The sequence below is a fragment of the Apibacter sp. genome, from assembly GCF_025291155.1.
GTDB lineage: Bacteria > Bacteroidota > Bacteroidia > Flavobacteriales > Weeksellaceae > Apibacter.
In genome coordinates, this window is the sequence record NZ_JAMBJZ010000047.1 from 1 (window position 1) to 15,946 (window position 15,946).

15 protein-coding genes are annotated in these 15,946 nt (G+C 29.4%); 10 read left to right on the plus strand and 5 right to left on the minus strand.

Annotated elements, in window-relative coordinates; translation table 11 throughout:
• The 4 genes from M3Z80_RS05885 to M3Z80_RS05900 all read left to right on the plus strand — a co-directional run.
• Positions 1-1,231: T9SS type A sorting domain-containing protein (locus M3Z80_RS05885; RefSeq protein WP_293918468.1), on the plus strand; the 1,231-nt coding region annotated here is incomplete at its 5' end.
• Positions 1,232-1,293: 62 nt separating this feature from the next.
• Entirely contained in the window at positions 1,294-2,454 is a 1,161-nt protein-coding gene (gene porV, locus M3Z80_RS05890; RefSeq protein WP_293918470.1) for a type IX secretion system outer membrane channel protein PorV, read from the plus strand.
• A gap of 85 nt (positions 2,455-2,539) precedes the next feature.
• Positions 2,540-3,553, plus strand: coding sequence for a DHH family phosphoesterase (locus M3Z80_RS05895; RefSeq protein ID WP_293918471.1), 1,014 nt, complete (start codon positions 2,540-2,542; stop codon positions 3,551-3,553).
• Positions 3,540-4,094 carry an FKBP-type peptidyl-prolyl cis-trans isomerase gene (locus M3Z80_RS05900; RefSeq protein WP_293918473.1) on the plus strand — a complete coding sequence of 185 codons (555 nt, stop codon included), beginning with the start codon at positions 3,540-3,542 and terminating at the stop codon, positions 4,092-4,094. The genes M3Z80_RS05895 and M3Z80_RS05900 overlap by 14 nt, the downstream gene beginning before the upstream one ends.
• Before the next feature lie 49 nt (positions 4,095-4,143).
• Here the strand turns inward: M3Z80_RS05900 and M3Z80_RS05905 are convergent, their stop codons facing one another.
• Entirely contained in the window at positions 4,144-5,073 is a 930-nt protein-coding gene (locus tag M3Z80_RS05905) for a bifunctional riboflavin kinase/FAD synthetase (protein ID WP_293918474.1), read from the minus strand.
• A gap of 126 nt (positions 5,074-5,199) precedes the next feature.
• Here M3Z80_RS05905 and atpD point away from each other — a divergent pair, with 126 nt between their 5' ends.
• The gene (gene atpD, locus M3Z80_RS05910; RefSeq protein WP_293918476.1) at positions 5,200-6,714 is read left to right on the plus strand and encodes a F0F1 ATP synthase subunit beta; all 1,515 of its coding nucleotides are present in this window, start codon (positions 5,200-5,202) and stop codon (positions 6,712-6,714) included.
• Positions 6,715-6,741: 27 nt separating this feature from the next.
• Complete coding sequence (locus M3Z80_RS05915) at positions 6,742-7,008, plus strand: FoF1 ATP synthase subunit delta/epsilon (RefSeq protein WP_293918477.1); 267 nt, start codon at positions 6,742-6,744, stop codon at positions 7,006-7,008.
• A gap of 133 nt (positions 7,009-7,141) precedes the next feature.
• On the opposite strand, the gene trmB is transcribed toward M3Z80_RS05915, so the two are convergent.
• Complete coding sequence (gene trmB, locus M3Z80_RS05920) at positions 7,142-7,819, minus strand: tRNA (guanosine(46)-N7)-methyltransferase TrmB (protein ID WP_293918478.1); 678 nt, start codon at positions 7,817-7,819, stop codon at positions 7,142-7,144.
• Between the two features lie 323 nt (positions 7,820-8,142).
• Here trmB and M3Z80_RS05925 point away from each other — a divergent pair, with 323 nt between their 5' ends.
• On the plus strand, positions 8,143-9,321 hold the full coding sequence (locus M3Z80_RS05925) for an MFS transporter (RefSeq protein WP_293918480.1): 1,179 nt from the start codon (positions 8,143-8,145) through the stop codon (positions 9,319-9,321).
• A gap of 279 nt (positions 9,322-9,600) precedes the next feature.
• On the opposite strand, the gene M3Z80_RS05930 is transcribed toward M3Z80_RS05925, so the two are convergent.
• From M3Z80_RS05930 to msrA, 3 genes are all read right to left on the minus strand, one after another.
• The gene (locus M3Z80_RS05930) at positions 9,601-10,188 is read right to left on the minus strand and encodes a hypothetical protein (protein WP_293918482.1); all 588 of its coding nucleotides are present in this window, start codon (positions 10,186-10,188) and stop codon (positions 9,601-9,603) included.
• Between the two features lie 74 nt (positions 10,189-10,262).
• Positions 10,263-11,723 (minus strand): IMP dehydrogenase, encoded by a 1,461-nt coding sequence (gene guaB / locus M3Z80_RS05935; protein ID WP_293918490.1) that lies wholly within the window; start codon positions 11,721-11,723, stop codon positions 10,263-10,265.
• A 261-nt stretch (positions 11,724-11,984) separates the two neighbouring features.
• Positions 11,985-12,647: a peptide-methionine (S)-S-oxide reductase MsrA gene (gene msrA, locus M3Z80_RS05940; RefSeq protein WP_293918484.1), complete on the minus strand. Its 663-nt coding sequence runs from the start codon at positions 12,645-12,647 to the stop codon at positions 11,985-11,987.
• 275 nt (positions 12,648-12,922) lie between these two features.
• Between msrA and M3Z80_RS05945 the strand changes: the two genes are divergently transcribed.
• The 3 genes from M3Z80_RS05945 to M3Z80_RS05955 all read left to right on the plus strand — a co-directional run bounded on the left by M3Z80_RS05945 (position 12,923) and on the right by M3Z80_RS05955 (position 15,654).
• Positions 12,923-13,372, plus strand: a complete 450-nt coding sequence (locus M3Z80_RS05945; RefSeq protein WP_293918486.1) for a Fur family transcriptional regulator — start codon at positions 12,923-12,925, stop codon at positions 13,370-13,372.
• A 3-nt stretch (positions 13,373-13,375) separates the two neighbouring features.
• Positions 13,376-14,992 (plus strand): OstA-like protein, encoded by a 1,617-nt coding sequence (locus M3Z80_RS05950; RefSeq protein ID WP_293918488.1) that lies wholly within the window; start codon positions 13,376-13,378, stop codon positions 14,990-14,992.
• Between the two features lie 86 nt (positions 14,993-15,078).
• Positions 15,079-15,654, plus strand: coding sequence for a DNA-3-methyladenine glycosylase I (locus M3Z80_RS05955; protein WP_293918489.1), 576 nt, complete (start codon positions 15,079-15,081; stop codon positions 15,652-15,654).
• Positions 15,655-15,946: the final 292 nt, after the last annotated feature.

Genomic DNA, 15,946 nt, shown 5'->3' on the forward strand with positions numbered 1-15,946 from the left:
TTTATCAAAAAAAGAATTTAGACATGGAGATAATCGAAAAATATCTTTATTGGGTGATCCTGCTCAATCTCTCGCATATCCAAAACGTAAAATAAAATTAACTAAAATAAATGGAAAAGATGCGGACAATTTTTCTGAGACCATAAGAGCTTTAGATTTTATAACATTAGAAGGACAAGTCTTAGACGAGAATGATAAACCAGACACATCTTTTTCTGGTAGTATACAAACCATACTTTATGATAAACCCATTGAAAAGAAAACCCTCAATAACTTCAATCTAAACTCTTTAAATCCTCCACTTGAATATAAAGAACAAAACAACTCTATTTATAAAGTTGGTTCTCAAGTTAAAAATGGAAATTTTAAAATAGAATTTTATGTACCTAAAGACATAAATTACGAAGTAGGGAAAGGAAAATTGATTTTATATTCAGACAATTCTAAAATTGACGCTTTTAATTATAAATATGATCTAAAAATTGGTGATATTAATCCTAATGGCATTAACGATGATGAAGGACCGAAAATAGGATTATATATGAATAATTTAAATTTCGCTAACGGAGGTTTAACAGATCGATCACCATATCTTTTGGCATGTATTACAGACAGTACGGGTATTAACTCAACCGGGTTAGGAATCGGTCATGATATTACAGGAATATTAAATAACAACGTGAATGGTACTATTATTCTGAATGACTTCTTTACCGGAGGAGAATCATCTCCTTGTTTAAATCCAAAATTGAAAGATTATCAGAAAGGCAAAGTTTGGTACAGATTATATGATTTGGATCCCGGAAACCATACCATTACTTTTAAAGTATGGGATATTAATAATAATTCATCTACAGCAACGTTAGACTTTTTAGTCGTAGATAATGGTGATCAGGGGTTGATTATAAAAAAGCTTCTGAATTGGCCTAATCCTTTTACAACAAAAACTTTTTTCCATTTTGAACATAACTGTCCTGATATTTTAGATGTTCAAGTTCAAATTTTCACTATATCCGGAAAATTAGTTAAAACTATCAATCAAACTGTAACTTCGCAACCTTTTAGTGAAGGGTATAGAACAGATAAATATGGAATCGAATGGGATGGATTGGATGATTATGGAGACAAAATTGGAAAAGGCGTATATGTTTATCGTGTAAAAGTAAAAGGAACATCTGAATTTTGTAAAGGATCTGTTTCTCAAATTGAAAAATTGGTAATATTAAAATAAAATATATTTTTGTAATAAAAAAAGCTATAATTCAAAATAATATTATTTAACTCAAATAGTTCATGAAAAAAAGAATTTTAATTATGACGTTATTATTATTTAGTGCCTTTAAGGCTCAGAATAGAAATTACGCCATTGTTACCGGAGCCCCATTCCTTAGAATCTCACCAGATGCGCGTTCGGGTGGTTTAGGTGATCAGGGGGTTGCCACTTCACCCGATGGATTTTCACAATTTTGGAATCCATCGAAATATGTATTTGGAACAAGTTATTCAGGAGTTGGACTTTCCTATACTCCTTATATGAATAAACTAACTAGTGATGTATTTTTATTAAATGGTACTTTTTATACATTTCTAGGAGAAGAAGAAAGAAGTACACTAGGTGCAAGCATTTATTATTTTAACATGGGAGAAATTCAACTTAATGAGCTATTAGGTAATAATATCGTTGAAAAAGGAATTTCCAAACCGAATGAATTTTCAATTGATGTTTCTTACGGCCTTAAATTAGCTGATGTATATTCCATGGCTGTAACAGCAAGATATATTCGTTCGGATTTATTCAATAATGTAGATAATTCATCAGCACAAACAAAGGCTGCAAATACATTCGCAGTAGATGTAACTGGATATTTTCAATCTGATAAAAGCCGTTCTTTCAATAACTATGAAGGTAGATGGAGAGCCGGTTGGGGAATTTTTAATATGGGACCTAAATTAGATTATTCCGATAATAAAGAAAATTCAAGCTATTTGCCTACAAATTTAAGACTAGGAGTTGGCTATGACTTGTATTTCGATGAAGAGAACAAATTAGGACTTACCTTAGAAGCATCCAAGCTATTAGTACCGGCACCAGAAGAAGTCAAAAATCCTGACGGAAGCATTACCTATAAAGTTCCCGATAAGAGTTTTATTTCTGGTATGTTTAATTCTTTCAGCAATAAAGATGTAGGAAAAGAAATTACTTACAGTATATCAGGCGAATATACATACAATAATGCTTTTTCATTCCGAACCGGATATTTTTACGAGAATCCAGATAAAGGAGGTAGGCAATATGTTACACTGGGAGCAGGTCTTAAATATCAATCATTTGGAATTGATTTTTCATACCTAATTACTACATCAAGTATAAACAACGCGTTGGATAATACCTTACGATTTGGATTAACATGGGATTTTGGAGGTGATGCTACAAATGCCTACGATAATTATTAAAATTTTTAAATTAAATTTGCCACTTACATAAAGAATCACTCTACCTAAGAGTGATTTTTTTTACCTTTTCAAAAATTATATTACGATGTTTACATATGAAAAATTAATTGAAATTAAACAACTAATAAAAGAAAAAGAAAATATACTTATCCTTGCACATCAAAATCCAGATGGCGATGCCATAGGATCTTCATTAGGCTTATATCATTTTTTACATAAAATAGGTGTTCAATCAACTATAATTGTTCCCAATGAATTTCCTAAGTTTTTAAAATGGATGCCTGATGCTAAAAATATAATTATCGGCGAATATCGAACTAAATTTGTAGATATAGCATTTAAAAATGCAGATTTAATTTTTTGTCTTGATTTCAACACATCTACAAGGATTAATCAGCTTGAAACAAAATTAAATGAATCAAAAGCCATTAAAATTTTAATTGATCATCATCAAAATCCAGATTGTTTCGATTATGTTTATTCAGATACTTCACAACCGGCAACTTGTCAAATGATATATAAATTTATCGAAACGTTGGGAGAAGTATCAAAAATCGATGAAAATATTGCTACCTGTCTTTATACGGGAATTTTAACTGATACAGGAAGTTTCCGTTTTAAAAATACCACTTCAGAAACTCACAAAATAATAGCTTCACTCATTGATATGGGAGCCCAACCCAATATTATTTCATCTAATATTTTTGATTGTAATACTCCCGAAAGACTTAAGCTATTAGGTACCGTATTGGATTCAATAGAATTAATCCAGGATAAAAATACAGCTATTTTATATATCACTAAAAATCAACTACTTGAATTTGGGTATCAGAAAGGTGATACAGAAGGATTTGTTAATTATGGACTCTCTATAATCGGAATAAAATTTGTTGCTTTCTTTATGGAAGATATTCAAAATGATTTCGTTAAAATTTCTTTCAGATCCAAAGGCGAATTTGATGTAAATAAATTTTCAAGAAAATATTTTAGTGGAGGCGGGCATATTAATGCTGCAGGTGGGAAAAGCGAACTTTCTCTTATGGATACCATTTCAAGATTTAAAAATATTATTAAAACTGAAGTAAATGAAATTTCTTAATAATACTTATCTTATTTTACTAAGCATATTTTTATTCAATACTTGTCAGAAAAAAGAAATTTTTCTTCCTGAAAATAAGTATACATCGAAATATAAAAATGAAATATTAAAAAATTCAAAAGAAAGAGAAGATAAGGAAAGAAATTTCTTACAAAAATGGATTAATATGCGAGAAGATTCCTTACATCAAAAGTTTTTAGCTACTTCCTCAGGAATATGGTTTCGATATATAATAGAAAAAAAATTATTAAAGCCTAAAAATAATGACGGTGTAATCTATTCAGCAGAAATTAAGACCCTTTCAGGTGATATTATATATAGCTTCGATGAATTTGGTGAAAAACAAGGAATTTTAGGAAAATTTAAAGAAATACGAGGCATTGAAAGTGCTCTATATATGATGGGGAAAGGCGATGTTGCTGAAATAGTACTTCCCTCTTTTACCGCGTATGGACTCTATGGAGACGAGAATAAAATAGGTGCTTACGTACCTTTGTTAATTACCTTAAAGTTAATTAATGTAAAAACCAATTTCGATTAAATAGCTTTTATTTTCTTTAATAATATAAAATCCCTAATAAATAAAAATATTAGGGCATTTTTTTAAAATAATTAATCGTATTCTCTTTATCTATAGCTAACCTATTTTTCAATTCCTCTAAAGATGAGAATTTATTTTCATCACGAGATCTGTCATAAAAATAAATTTCTATTTCCTCCCCATAAATATCCCTATTAAAATCAAGTATATGCACTTCAATTTGTTTATTTAATCCATTAACTGTAGGTCGCTTTCCAATATTCATCATCCCATAAAAATAGTTTTCTTTAATTTTTACCTTAACAAAATAGACTCCATTTTTGGGACAAATTTTATGTTCGTCAATTTCAATATTTGCAGTAGGAAAGCCTAAAGTTGCACCAATTTTATCTCCCTTAATAACTTTTCCTTTCATTAGAAAGTTGTATCCTAAATACTCATTAGCTCTAATAATTTTACCTTCGCTAATTTTATTTCTAATTTTCGTAGAACTAATAACGGAATTATTTCCGCTTAAAGCAGGAAGTTTATAAAGCTTAAAACCGAATTGCTTGGAAAACATTTGCAAACGTTCATAATTTCCATCTCTATTATTTCCGAATTGATGATCATATCCGATAACAAGAGAGTGTATGTGCAAACGGGCGACTAATATATCTCTGACAAATTCCAACGCGCTTAATTGGCTAAAGTCTTTAGTAAATTCCTGAATAAACAAATGTTGAACATTAAATTTTTCCAACAGTTGTATCTTTTCTTCTAAAGTAGTAAGTAATTCAAATCCAGTAAAAGGTTGTAAAACTAAACGCGGATGTGGATTAAAGGTCATAACAGCTGTTTCAGCTTCCTCCTTTTTTGCAATATCGCTTAAATATTTTAACACATATTGATGTCCTAAATGTACTCCATCGAACATACCCAAGGTTAAGATTATTTTATGATTTTTTGATATATTTAGATTTTTTGTATGAATATTCACAGGTGTTTAAAACAAATTATCTGCAAAAATATGATTTTTTTTAATATTTTTTCAAGGCATATAAGCATTAAAATACTATATTTGCAATACCTTAAATGAAATGTAATTAATTGAATTTTAAATTATATGGTAACGGTTAATAAAGGAAAAATATCTCAGGTTATAGGCCCAGTAATAGATGTTGTTTTTGAAGAAGTAGAACAACTCCCAAATATATATGATGCATTGGAAGTTACAAAAAATAATAATGAGCCTAATCTAATCCTTGAAGTGGAGCAACATATTGGGCAAGATACGGTACGATGTATAGCGATGGATGCTACTGATGGATTATATCGTGGACAAGAAGTAATAGCTACCAATAAGCCTATAACAGTTCCTATCGGAGAAGAAATAAATGGACGTTTGTTCAATGTTATTGGAAAAGCAATTGACGGCATCGGTGATGTGCCTAAAACACATGAACTTCCTATACATAGACCCTCTCCAAATTTTGAAGATATTTCAACCTCAGCTGAAGTATTATACACAGGTATCAAAGTAATCGATTTAATTGAACCTTATTCAAAAGGAGGTAAAGTTGGGCTTTTCGGAGGTGCCGGAGTAGGTAAAACAGTTTTAATTCAAGAATTAATTAATAATATAGCCAAAGGACACGGTGGTTTATCCGTATTCGCCGGCGTAGGAGAACGTACCCGTGAAGGAAATGATCTTCTTCGAGAAATGTTAGAATCTAAAATTATCTCTTATGGAGATGAATTTATGAAATCAATGGAAGAAGGAGGTTGGGATCTTTCTAAGGTAGACTTTGAAGCCCTGAAGACTTCAAAAGTTGCCTTCGTGTTTGGTCAAATGAACGAACCTCCAGGAGCTCGTGCCAGAGTAGCTCTCTCCGGATTGACATTGGCTGAATATTATCGCGATGGTTTAGGAGCGGGAAAAGGACGTGATGTACTATTTTTTATTGATAATATATTCCGTTTTACACAAGCCGGATCTGAAGTTTCTGCATTATTAGGCCGTATGCCTTCAGCCGTAGGTTATCAACCGACATTGGCAAGTGAGATGGGTGCACTTCAAGAACGAATCACTTCCACTAAAAACGGTTCAATTACCTCTGTACAGGCAGTATACGTACCGGCAGACGATTTAACTGACCCTGCACCTGCAACTACCTTTGCTTACCTAGATGCAACAACTGTTTTAGACAGAAAAATTGCTTCTCTAGGTATTTATCCTGCAGTGGATCCATTGCAGTCTACCTCTAGAATTCTTTCTCCTGAGATTTTAGGTAATGATCATTACCAATGTGCTCAAAACGTTAAAGAAATCTTACAAAGATATAAGGATTTGCAAGACATTATAGCGATATTAGGTATGGAAGAGCTTAGTGAAGAAGATAAGTTAGTAGTTTATCGAGCTAGAAAAGTACAAAGATTCCTTTCTCAACCTTTCCATGTGGCCGAACAATTTACCGGTACTCCGGGGGCTTTAGTTGATATTAAAGATACTATCAAAGGATTTAATATGATTCTTAACGGAGAATTGGATCAATACCCTGAAGCAGCTTTCAATCTTAAAGGAACTATTGAAGAAGTTATTGAACATGGTGAAAAGCTACTAGCTGAATTAAAAAAATAAAGTATCTCAGTAATAATTTTAATTCTGATGAAAATACAAATACTTACCCCAGAAGAAGTTATTTTTGATGGTGAAGTGTCTTCTATCTCAGTTCCCGGTTCTATGGGGGAATTTCAAATGTTAGAAAATCATGCTTCTATTGTTTCAACACTCGAACCAGGTACTATTAAACTTGAGAATATAAGTTCCACTTCATCTCATAAACTAAAAGATGACGGAAAATATAAAATATTTACAATTAAAAGCGGATTATTAGAATTTAACAATAATAAAGGAATTATACTTTGTGATTGATTTATAGTTTAATAATAATATATTTATAAAAAAGGATTGAGATTTCAATCCTTTTTTTATTTAAAATATTTTATATTATTCTTACGCTATAAAACACATAATTAAATAACTACATATACATACAAAGATAAAATTATGTTTTCAGCTTGAAATTTAAATATGTTATCGGTTTACCCTCATTTAAGAACATTTTCTCATAAAAGGTTTTTATTTCTCTCACATAGCTTGGTAATTCATATTCTGGCGCTCCATAGATATCATGATGAGAAGACAATACTTTATATCCCATTCCAGTTATTAGACCATTAGCATAACCATGTAAAAATTCACTATCAGTTTTTAAATGTATGGTTCCCTCCTCCTTCATTATTTTTTTATATTTATCCAAAAATATAGGATTTACCAAACGATGTTTAGTCCTTTTATATTTAATTTGAGGATCTGGAAAAGTGATCCAAATTTCGTCCACTTCTCCGATTGAAAAAACATATTCGATTAATTCAATTTGAACACGTAAAAAACCCACGTTACTAATATTCTGCTCAGTTGCAGTTTTAGCACCTCTCCAAAAACGTGCACCTTTGATATCTATACCTAAAAAATTTTTATTAGGAAAGTATTTAGCCAAGCCTACCGTATATTCTCCTTTTCCACAACCTAATTCTACAATTATGGGATTATCATTTTTAAAAAATTTCTCTTTCCAATTACCTTTATAAAGAAAATTTGACATTACTTCCTCACGTGTAGGTTGTATAACGTTATTAAATGTCTTATTTTCAGCAAATTTACGAATTTTATCCTTACCCATATTTTAATATTGAATTACAAAAATAAAGATATTCAAAGATATTTCAAATTTCTTGATTTTCTATTCTATAAACATTTTATAGCATCTATAAATAATTGTATTTTATACAAAATTTAATAATTATTTAAAAAACAATTTTTGCACATGAAGTTTTATAACTGTTAAATGGATAATGCATCAAAATTATTATTTCTTCAATTTTATATTTATTAGTAAAAAATAGTTTAACATTTTAATAAAATTAATTAAAATTCGATAACTAAAATATTCATTAACTTCAAATTAATTTAATATTTTTATCAATCAAACACTATTTATAACATATGGATGTTTCTCAACCCAAACTTACTTCTAAAATACTTTGGCTAATGGCTATAAGTTCAGGATTAGTTGTAGCAAATAATTATTATAATCAACCTTTGTTAGGTTTAATGGCAAAGGATTTTAATGTAAGTGAATCTAAAATAAGTGGTATAACTATGTTTACTCAGATTGGATATGCTTGTGGGTTATTTTTTCTTATTCCTTTGGGAGATATGTTTAGAAGAAAAAAAATTATACTTATTGATTTTATTTTCATTATTGGAAGTTTACTAGCAATGTCAATAAGTCCTTCCGTTGAATTATTGATTCCGATAAGTTTCATTATTGGTTTTACATCAGTTATTCCTCAACTATTCATCCCTATGGCTGCCACTTTAGCATCAGCCGATGAGAAACCAAAAGCAGTAGGTTTTGTCATGAGCGGCTTATTAATAGGTATTTTAGGATCAAGAGTTTTAAGTGGATATATAGGTGATATTTACGGTTGGAGAGAAATGTACTATATAGCAGTATTAATTATGTGTGTTCTGTATATATTAATATATTTTTATCTTCCGGAAATTTATCCTAGCTTTAAGGGAAGCTATAAAAATTTAATGTTATCACTTATACAACTTTTTAAATCTAATAGCTCTTTACGTTCAGCTGCATTAAGAGGTGGCTTAAGTTTTGCGTCTTTAAGTGCTTTTTGGACACCTTTGGTATTTCATCTAGAAGAAAATTTTCATTTAAGCGATGGTAATGCAAGTAATATTGCCGGTAAATTTGGTCTGATAGGAGCTTTCGGTGCTTTAGCTGCTGCTTTAATAGGTAAAGTAATATCCAAATACAACAAAAATACTATATTAGTTTTCACGACTCTCATGATATTACTTTCATGGATTATTTTCTACTATGGTGGTAATAACTATATTGGATTGACATTAGGAATCATATTAATTGATATAGGAGTACAATCCACACAAATTACTAACCAGTCTATCATCTTTTCCAATCATCCTGAGGTTGGAAATCGGGTAAATACTATTTATATGACTAGTTATTTTATTGGTGGATCATTAGGAACATTTATTTCAGCATATGCTTTTGAAAGATATAATTGGGTAGGAGTTATTGGTGTTGGAAGTTCTTTTGCTCTATTAATGTTAATATTTCATTTATTTTCTACCAAAAAATAAAAATTAAATGTTTTATTTTTCTCTAATAATTTATTTTATCTAGGTTAATTCTATTTTCCGATATTAATTATTAAAGTTAAAGTTATAATTTTATTAATTGAGTTGAAATTAAGAGATAATATTTCAATATTTTTTTTATCTTCATCTTATTGTTAAATTCATATTTTTATCACTAAATTTCAATTAAATTTTAAATTTAAAGATAAAAAGAAATGATTATAACAAATAAAAAACTCCTATCAAAGATAAGAGTTTTTAGATTTTTTTAAGCATAAGAAGTTATTTCGATTGAGGTATATAGATTTGAAATCCTAAACCGAATCCTAAACCACTTTGTTTATTTCCATTGTTTACATTTTGCACAGCTTCTGCATAGTTGTATCCTACAGTTGCTTCTAAAGCAACAGAATGTGTAATAAAGTGAGCATATCCTACATTCACGCCAAAAGCAAATCCACTATCTGAACTACCATTAACTGCTGCTCCTTTAAAACCTATATCACCTTCAGCAAAAAATCTACCTGTTTCATTAGCACCTTCAGGGATATAATATCTAACAAATGGCATAACTCCGTAATTCCAGATTGGTTTAGAGTCATCTTGAAAAACAGCTCCGAAATCAATGGTTGCACCGACAGCTATTCCTTTAGAAAGAAAGTAACCTACTCTAGGAGTTAAATTGAAAGAAAAAGCTTCGTTTTCAAAATCATAACCAAGATTAGTTATACCTGCTCCAGTTAACCAACTTCCCTTTTGTATTGGTGAAGAACCTACGTTTGAAGAAGTTTGAGGTGTAGATACAATCTGTGCATTTAAAGTTGCCATACTACCTAAAAGAATAGTAAACAATAAAAGTACTTTTTTCATGTTAAATTTATTTATAAATAATATAGCAGACGACAAAACTTATGCCAAAATTTTAACAAATAATTATATTTTTTTTAATTTGAATAGTTTGGTGCTTCTTGCGTGATAATTACATCATGGGGATGACTTTCTTTTAAACCTGCAGAGGAAATTTTAACCATTTTACTTTCAATTTGCAATTTTTCAATATTTTCAGTACCGCAATACCCCATACCTGCACGAATACCTCCACATAATTGATATACAACATCAGATAATTTCCCTTTATAAGGAACTCTACCCTCTATACCTTCCGGAACTAATTTATTAGTTCCGGATTGGAAGTATCGGTCTTTACTTCCTCTTTTCATTGCTGAAATTGATCCCATACCTTGATAACTTTTGAATTTTCTACCCTGAAAAATAATTTCATCTCCAGGAGCTTCATCGGTTCCTGCAAAAAGAGATCCTAACATGACACAAGATGCTCCGCTAGCAATTGCTTTAACGATATCTCCTGACAATTTAATACCTCCATCGGCTATGACAGGTATTTGATGCGTATAGGCATACTCATATACGTTATAAATAGCAGATAATTGGGGAACGCCAACACCGGCAACTACTCTGGTTGTACAGATAGATCCTGGCCCCACTCCCACTTTTAGTGAATTAGCCCCTGCATCTATTAAATCTTTTGCAGCTTTTGCAGTAACAATATTTCCTCCTACAATATCTAATTCTGGAAAAGATGACCTTATTTCTTTTATTTTATTTAAAACATTAATCGAATGACCATGCGCGGAGTCAACCGCAATGATATCTACACCTGCCTTTACTAAAGCTTCTACCCTTTCTAAGGTATCATTACCAACTCCTACTCCTGCACCCACTCTAAGTCTTCCATCAGAATCTTTACATGAATTAGGATATTCCAATAAATTATCAATATCCTTAATAGTTATAAGACCAATCAATTTATTGTGATCGTCAATAATAGGAAGTTTTTCAATTCTATTAGTTAATAATATCTGTTTAGCTTGTTCTAAAGAAGTATTTCGTGAAGAAGTAACTATATTTTCTTTAGACATTACATTTTCAACTTTCTGATTTAAATTTGACTGATATTTAATATCTCTATTTGTTATTATTCCTACCAAGGTGTCATCTTCTTCAATCACAGGCAGTCCGGAAATTTTATATTCTTTCATCAACATGAGCGCATCTTGTAACGTATGATGACGACTTAAAGTAATAGGATTAGAAATCATACCGTTTTCAGATCTTTTTACCTTATTTACCTCTACGGCCTGTTGATCAATGGGCATATTTTTATGGATAAATCCCAAGCCTCCTTCTCTAGCTAAAGCAATAGCCAAACCAGATTCCGTAACTGTATCCATAGCTGCCGAAACGATAGGGATGGTTAATTTAATTTTTTTTGTTAATTGGGTTTGTAAATTTACTTGAGAAGGTAGAACATCGGAATAAGATGGAATAAGCAAAACATCATCAAATGTGATAGCTTCTTCTACAATTTTAGAATTAAGCGACATATTGTTTTTTGCCAAGCAAATATATAATTTTTTTCTTAAAAAATGAATTAATTTTTATTAAATCATTGATATATTAAAATAATTCCTCTCAAAAAACATATATTTAAAATTAATATAGGCCTAAAATTACTTTATTTATATTAATAATATAAAAATATTTCAAATTTAATATTATATATATATGAAGTTTTATTACGGAATATGATTAAATAATTAAAAAAATTATACAATAATACAATAATAGGAAAGAAACAATACCAGCTAAATTTGATTATTTCTTTTTTGAAATTCAGATTTCAATTTATAATTATATTTTGTTCTAAATTTTTGAATTTTTGGAGCGATTAATACACTGCAATAGGGTTGATTAGGATTATGAATAAAATAATTTTGATGGTACTCTTCTGCGGGATAAAAATCTTTAAAAGGATTTATTTCAGTAACATACTTACCTTTCCATAAATCAGATTTTTCAGATTTTTTTAGAGACTCTTCTGCTAGAATTTTTTGTTCTTCCGTGCGATAAAATATAATCGACCTATATTGACGACCTATATCATTTCCTTGTCTATTTAATTGAGTAGGATCGTGTAAATACCAAAATATATCTAAAATTTCCAATAATGATATTTCTTCAGGATTATATTCCAACTCAACAACTTCAGCATGATCGGTCAATCCGGTACATACATCTTGATAATTTGCATTTTCATACTCTCCACCTGAATAACCAACTGTAACTTTATTTACGCCGTCCAACATCTCAAAGCAAGGGCTTAAACACCAGAAACATCCTCCTCCTAAAGTAATTTTTTCTAATTTTTTATTCATAATTTCTGCTTTTTTTTCTTGCGACTGATTTATATGACAACTAACCAAAAATTGTAGAATAGTATTTAAATAAATTACTATTATCATTTTCATATTTCTAGACAAAGTGAACGACATCCTAAATAAATATTATTATATAAAACAAATAATTACATTATTCTTATTTAAACAAAAATTGTACTATAAATTAATTTTTCAACAAAAATTTATAAATAATAAATATATTTATATATCCATTTAATTATTTAAATTAACCATTTTTAATTAAAACTAATAATATTTAACTCCTTTATAATAATTTTAAGTACTAAGAAAATGTCATTAAGCTAATTAATTTGTTAACTTTGCATATTATCCATTATTATATTATGAGTACAGATACCGTAAATAAAAATTTTGAAATTGTTAAAGAAGTTTTCATAAAATATTTAGAGGATAGAGGACACAGAAAAACTCCTGAAAGATTTGCAATAGTTGAAGAGATTTATTCTACTGATGAACATTTCAATATTGATTGGCTGTATATGAGAATGAAAGAAAAAAATTATAGGGTGAGTAGAGCCACCATATACAATACCATTGAAATATTATTAGATGCTAAATTAGTAAGAAAACATCAATTCGGAGAAGGTCTACAGTCTTTATATGAGAAATCATACTTTGCCAAACAACATGATCATATTTTAATGATTGATTCCGGGGAAGTTATTGAATTTTGTGATCCTAGACTTCAAACTATTAAAGATTCTTTAGAAAAAATATTTAATATTGAGATTGAAAGTCACTCTTTATATTTTTATGCTAAAAAGAAAAGTTAATAAATGAAATTAAAAATTTTCTTTTTTATTTTCTTTGCAGGTGTATTTTTATATTCACAAATTGCACCACCGGTTCCTAACAAAAAGGTAAATTCTAAACCAATCAATCTTCTTAATGCTGATATGGAAGAGGTGAATGAACATGTTTTTAATGGTAATATCGTGTATTCCGGACATGTTATAGCAGAACATGAGACTTCTCATTTAGAAGCTGATTCTGTTATTTATTTTCAAGATAAGAATATTATTGAAGCTCGAGGAAATGTTTTTTTTAAAGATAAACAATCTTCTTTAAATTGTAAAAAATTAACATATAGTGGAGTTTCCAGAAATGCTATTGCTTATAAAAATGTAAAATTGGTTACTCCCGATCAAACGGTTGAAACAGAGAAAATGATTTATGACGCCAACCAAGAAGTTGCCTATTTTGACAACTGGGGAACGGTTTATAAAGGTGAGAATGTTACACATACTAAAATTGGAAAATATTTTGTTAAAGAAAATCGTATAGAATTAGGTGAAAATTCAACATTGGAATCTCCAGAATATATTATTGAGGGTTCGGATATAAAGTATGATGCTAAGAATGAAATTGCAACTTTTAATAAATTTACACGAATAACAAATAAAAAAGACCCTACTGTTTATGTAACCGGAAGTAACGGAACTTATAAAACAAAAACTAAGCAATCAGAGCTTAAAAATGACGGTAAAGTTTATTATCAAGGTAAAATACTGTCCGGTAATGATTTATTTTTTGATGAAATTAAGGGTTTTGGAAGAGGAGTTAAAAATGTAAGGCTGGAAGAACCTAAAGAAAAAAGATTTCTTATTGGAGAATATGCCGAGGTTTACCAATTTAAAGATTCGGCTATGATTACCGGAAGACCATATATGGTTAAGGCCTTTACGAAAGATTCATTATATATACATTCTGATACATTAATCGCAATTCAAGGAAAAGACAAAAAATCAACTATTCGAGGATTTCATAATGGCAGATTATTTAAATCCAATATTTCCGGAAAAAGTGATTCATTAGTATATCAAGAAACCATTGGAAGAATAGATTTTTATAAAAAACCTATATTTTGGTCAACCGGAGGAAGACAACTTACCGCTGATACACTATCAGCATATTTAAATACATCAACACAAGCGGTAGATTCAATTTATGGTAGATCAAATGCCTTTGTTATTAGTAAAGTTGATTCATTAAGTCCAAAATTTGAATTTAATCAGGCTAAAGGAAGGATGTTGCACGCCTACTTTGAAAAGGAAGAAATACATTTAGTTGATTTAAAAGGGAATGCCGAATCAATAACTTACGTTGAAGAAGATACCAAAACTAAAGGAAAACAACGTACTGGAATTAGCATATCTATATGTGGAATATTACAAGGTGAATTTTTTGATCGTAAAATGGACATAATTTCCTGTCAGCTTAATGCGGAATCGAAACTATTTCCTGAAAGTAAACTTCCCGTACAAAACAGATATTTACCTGATTTTGAATGGAGGGATGACGAAAGGTTAAAAAAATGGCAAGATATATTTCCTGATGTTTTTCCCTACGATAAAAATATGCCTAAAAAAAAGATTATTGGAGAAGATCGTTAAGAGATGAAAAAGAAATTCAAAAAAAAATTAATAATTCCCACTATTAATAAAAAGATAGTTATATTTAAAGATTATCTTAATTTATTATGAAAAACAATCAAACACGTTGTGAATGGGTAGGATCTGACGACCTAGATAAAAAATACCATGATGAAGAATGGGGAAGACCAATCTATGATGATCAAATTTTATTTGAATTTCTATTACTTGAAGGATTTCAAGCTGGATTAAGTTGGATTACGGTTCTCAAAAAAAGAGAAAATTTTCGCCAAGCATTCGATAATTTTGATTATAAACAAATCGCTACTTATTCTCCTAAAAAATTAGAAAGTTTATTACAAAATGAGGGTTTAATTAGAAATAAACTGAAGATTAATTCGGCCCCTATTAATGCTCAAAAATTCATGCAAGTTCAAAATGAATTTGGAAGTTTTAGCAATTATTTATGGAATTATGTTAATAATACGCCTGTTTTAAATACATGGAATAATATTAAAGAAGTTCCTGCCTCAACGGAACTATCAGATAAAATATCAAAAGATTTAAAAAAACGTGGATTTAAATTTGTTGGAACTACCATAATTTACGCTTATTTACAAGCTGTTGGAGTAGTTAATGATCATACTATAAATTGTATTTGTCATCCTAGCAATCAAAAATAAAGGAGGTATTTCTAAAAAAATACCTCTAATATAATCTTTACTATAGTAGAAAATTACATTTTAGATACTCTGTCATCTAACCTATTATTATGAAATTTAAAATCCTATAGATATTTTATTATTTCTATTGAAAAAAAATGTATAATTATTGAATTACTCTAAATCAATTGAAGAATTAGATTATTTAATATACCTCATTAAAAATCGATAAATTTGAGTTATAAAATATAGAGCAAAGCAGATTAATTTTATATGTTAGAAAAAAAAGAAGCCTTATATGAAAAAGCCATTC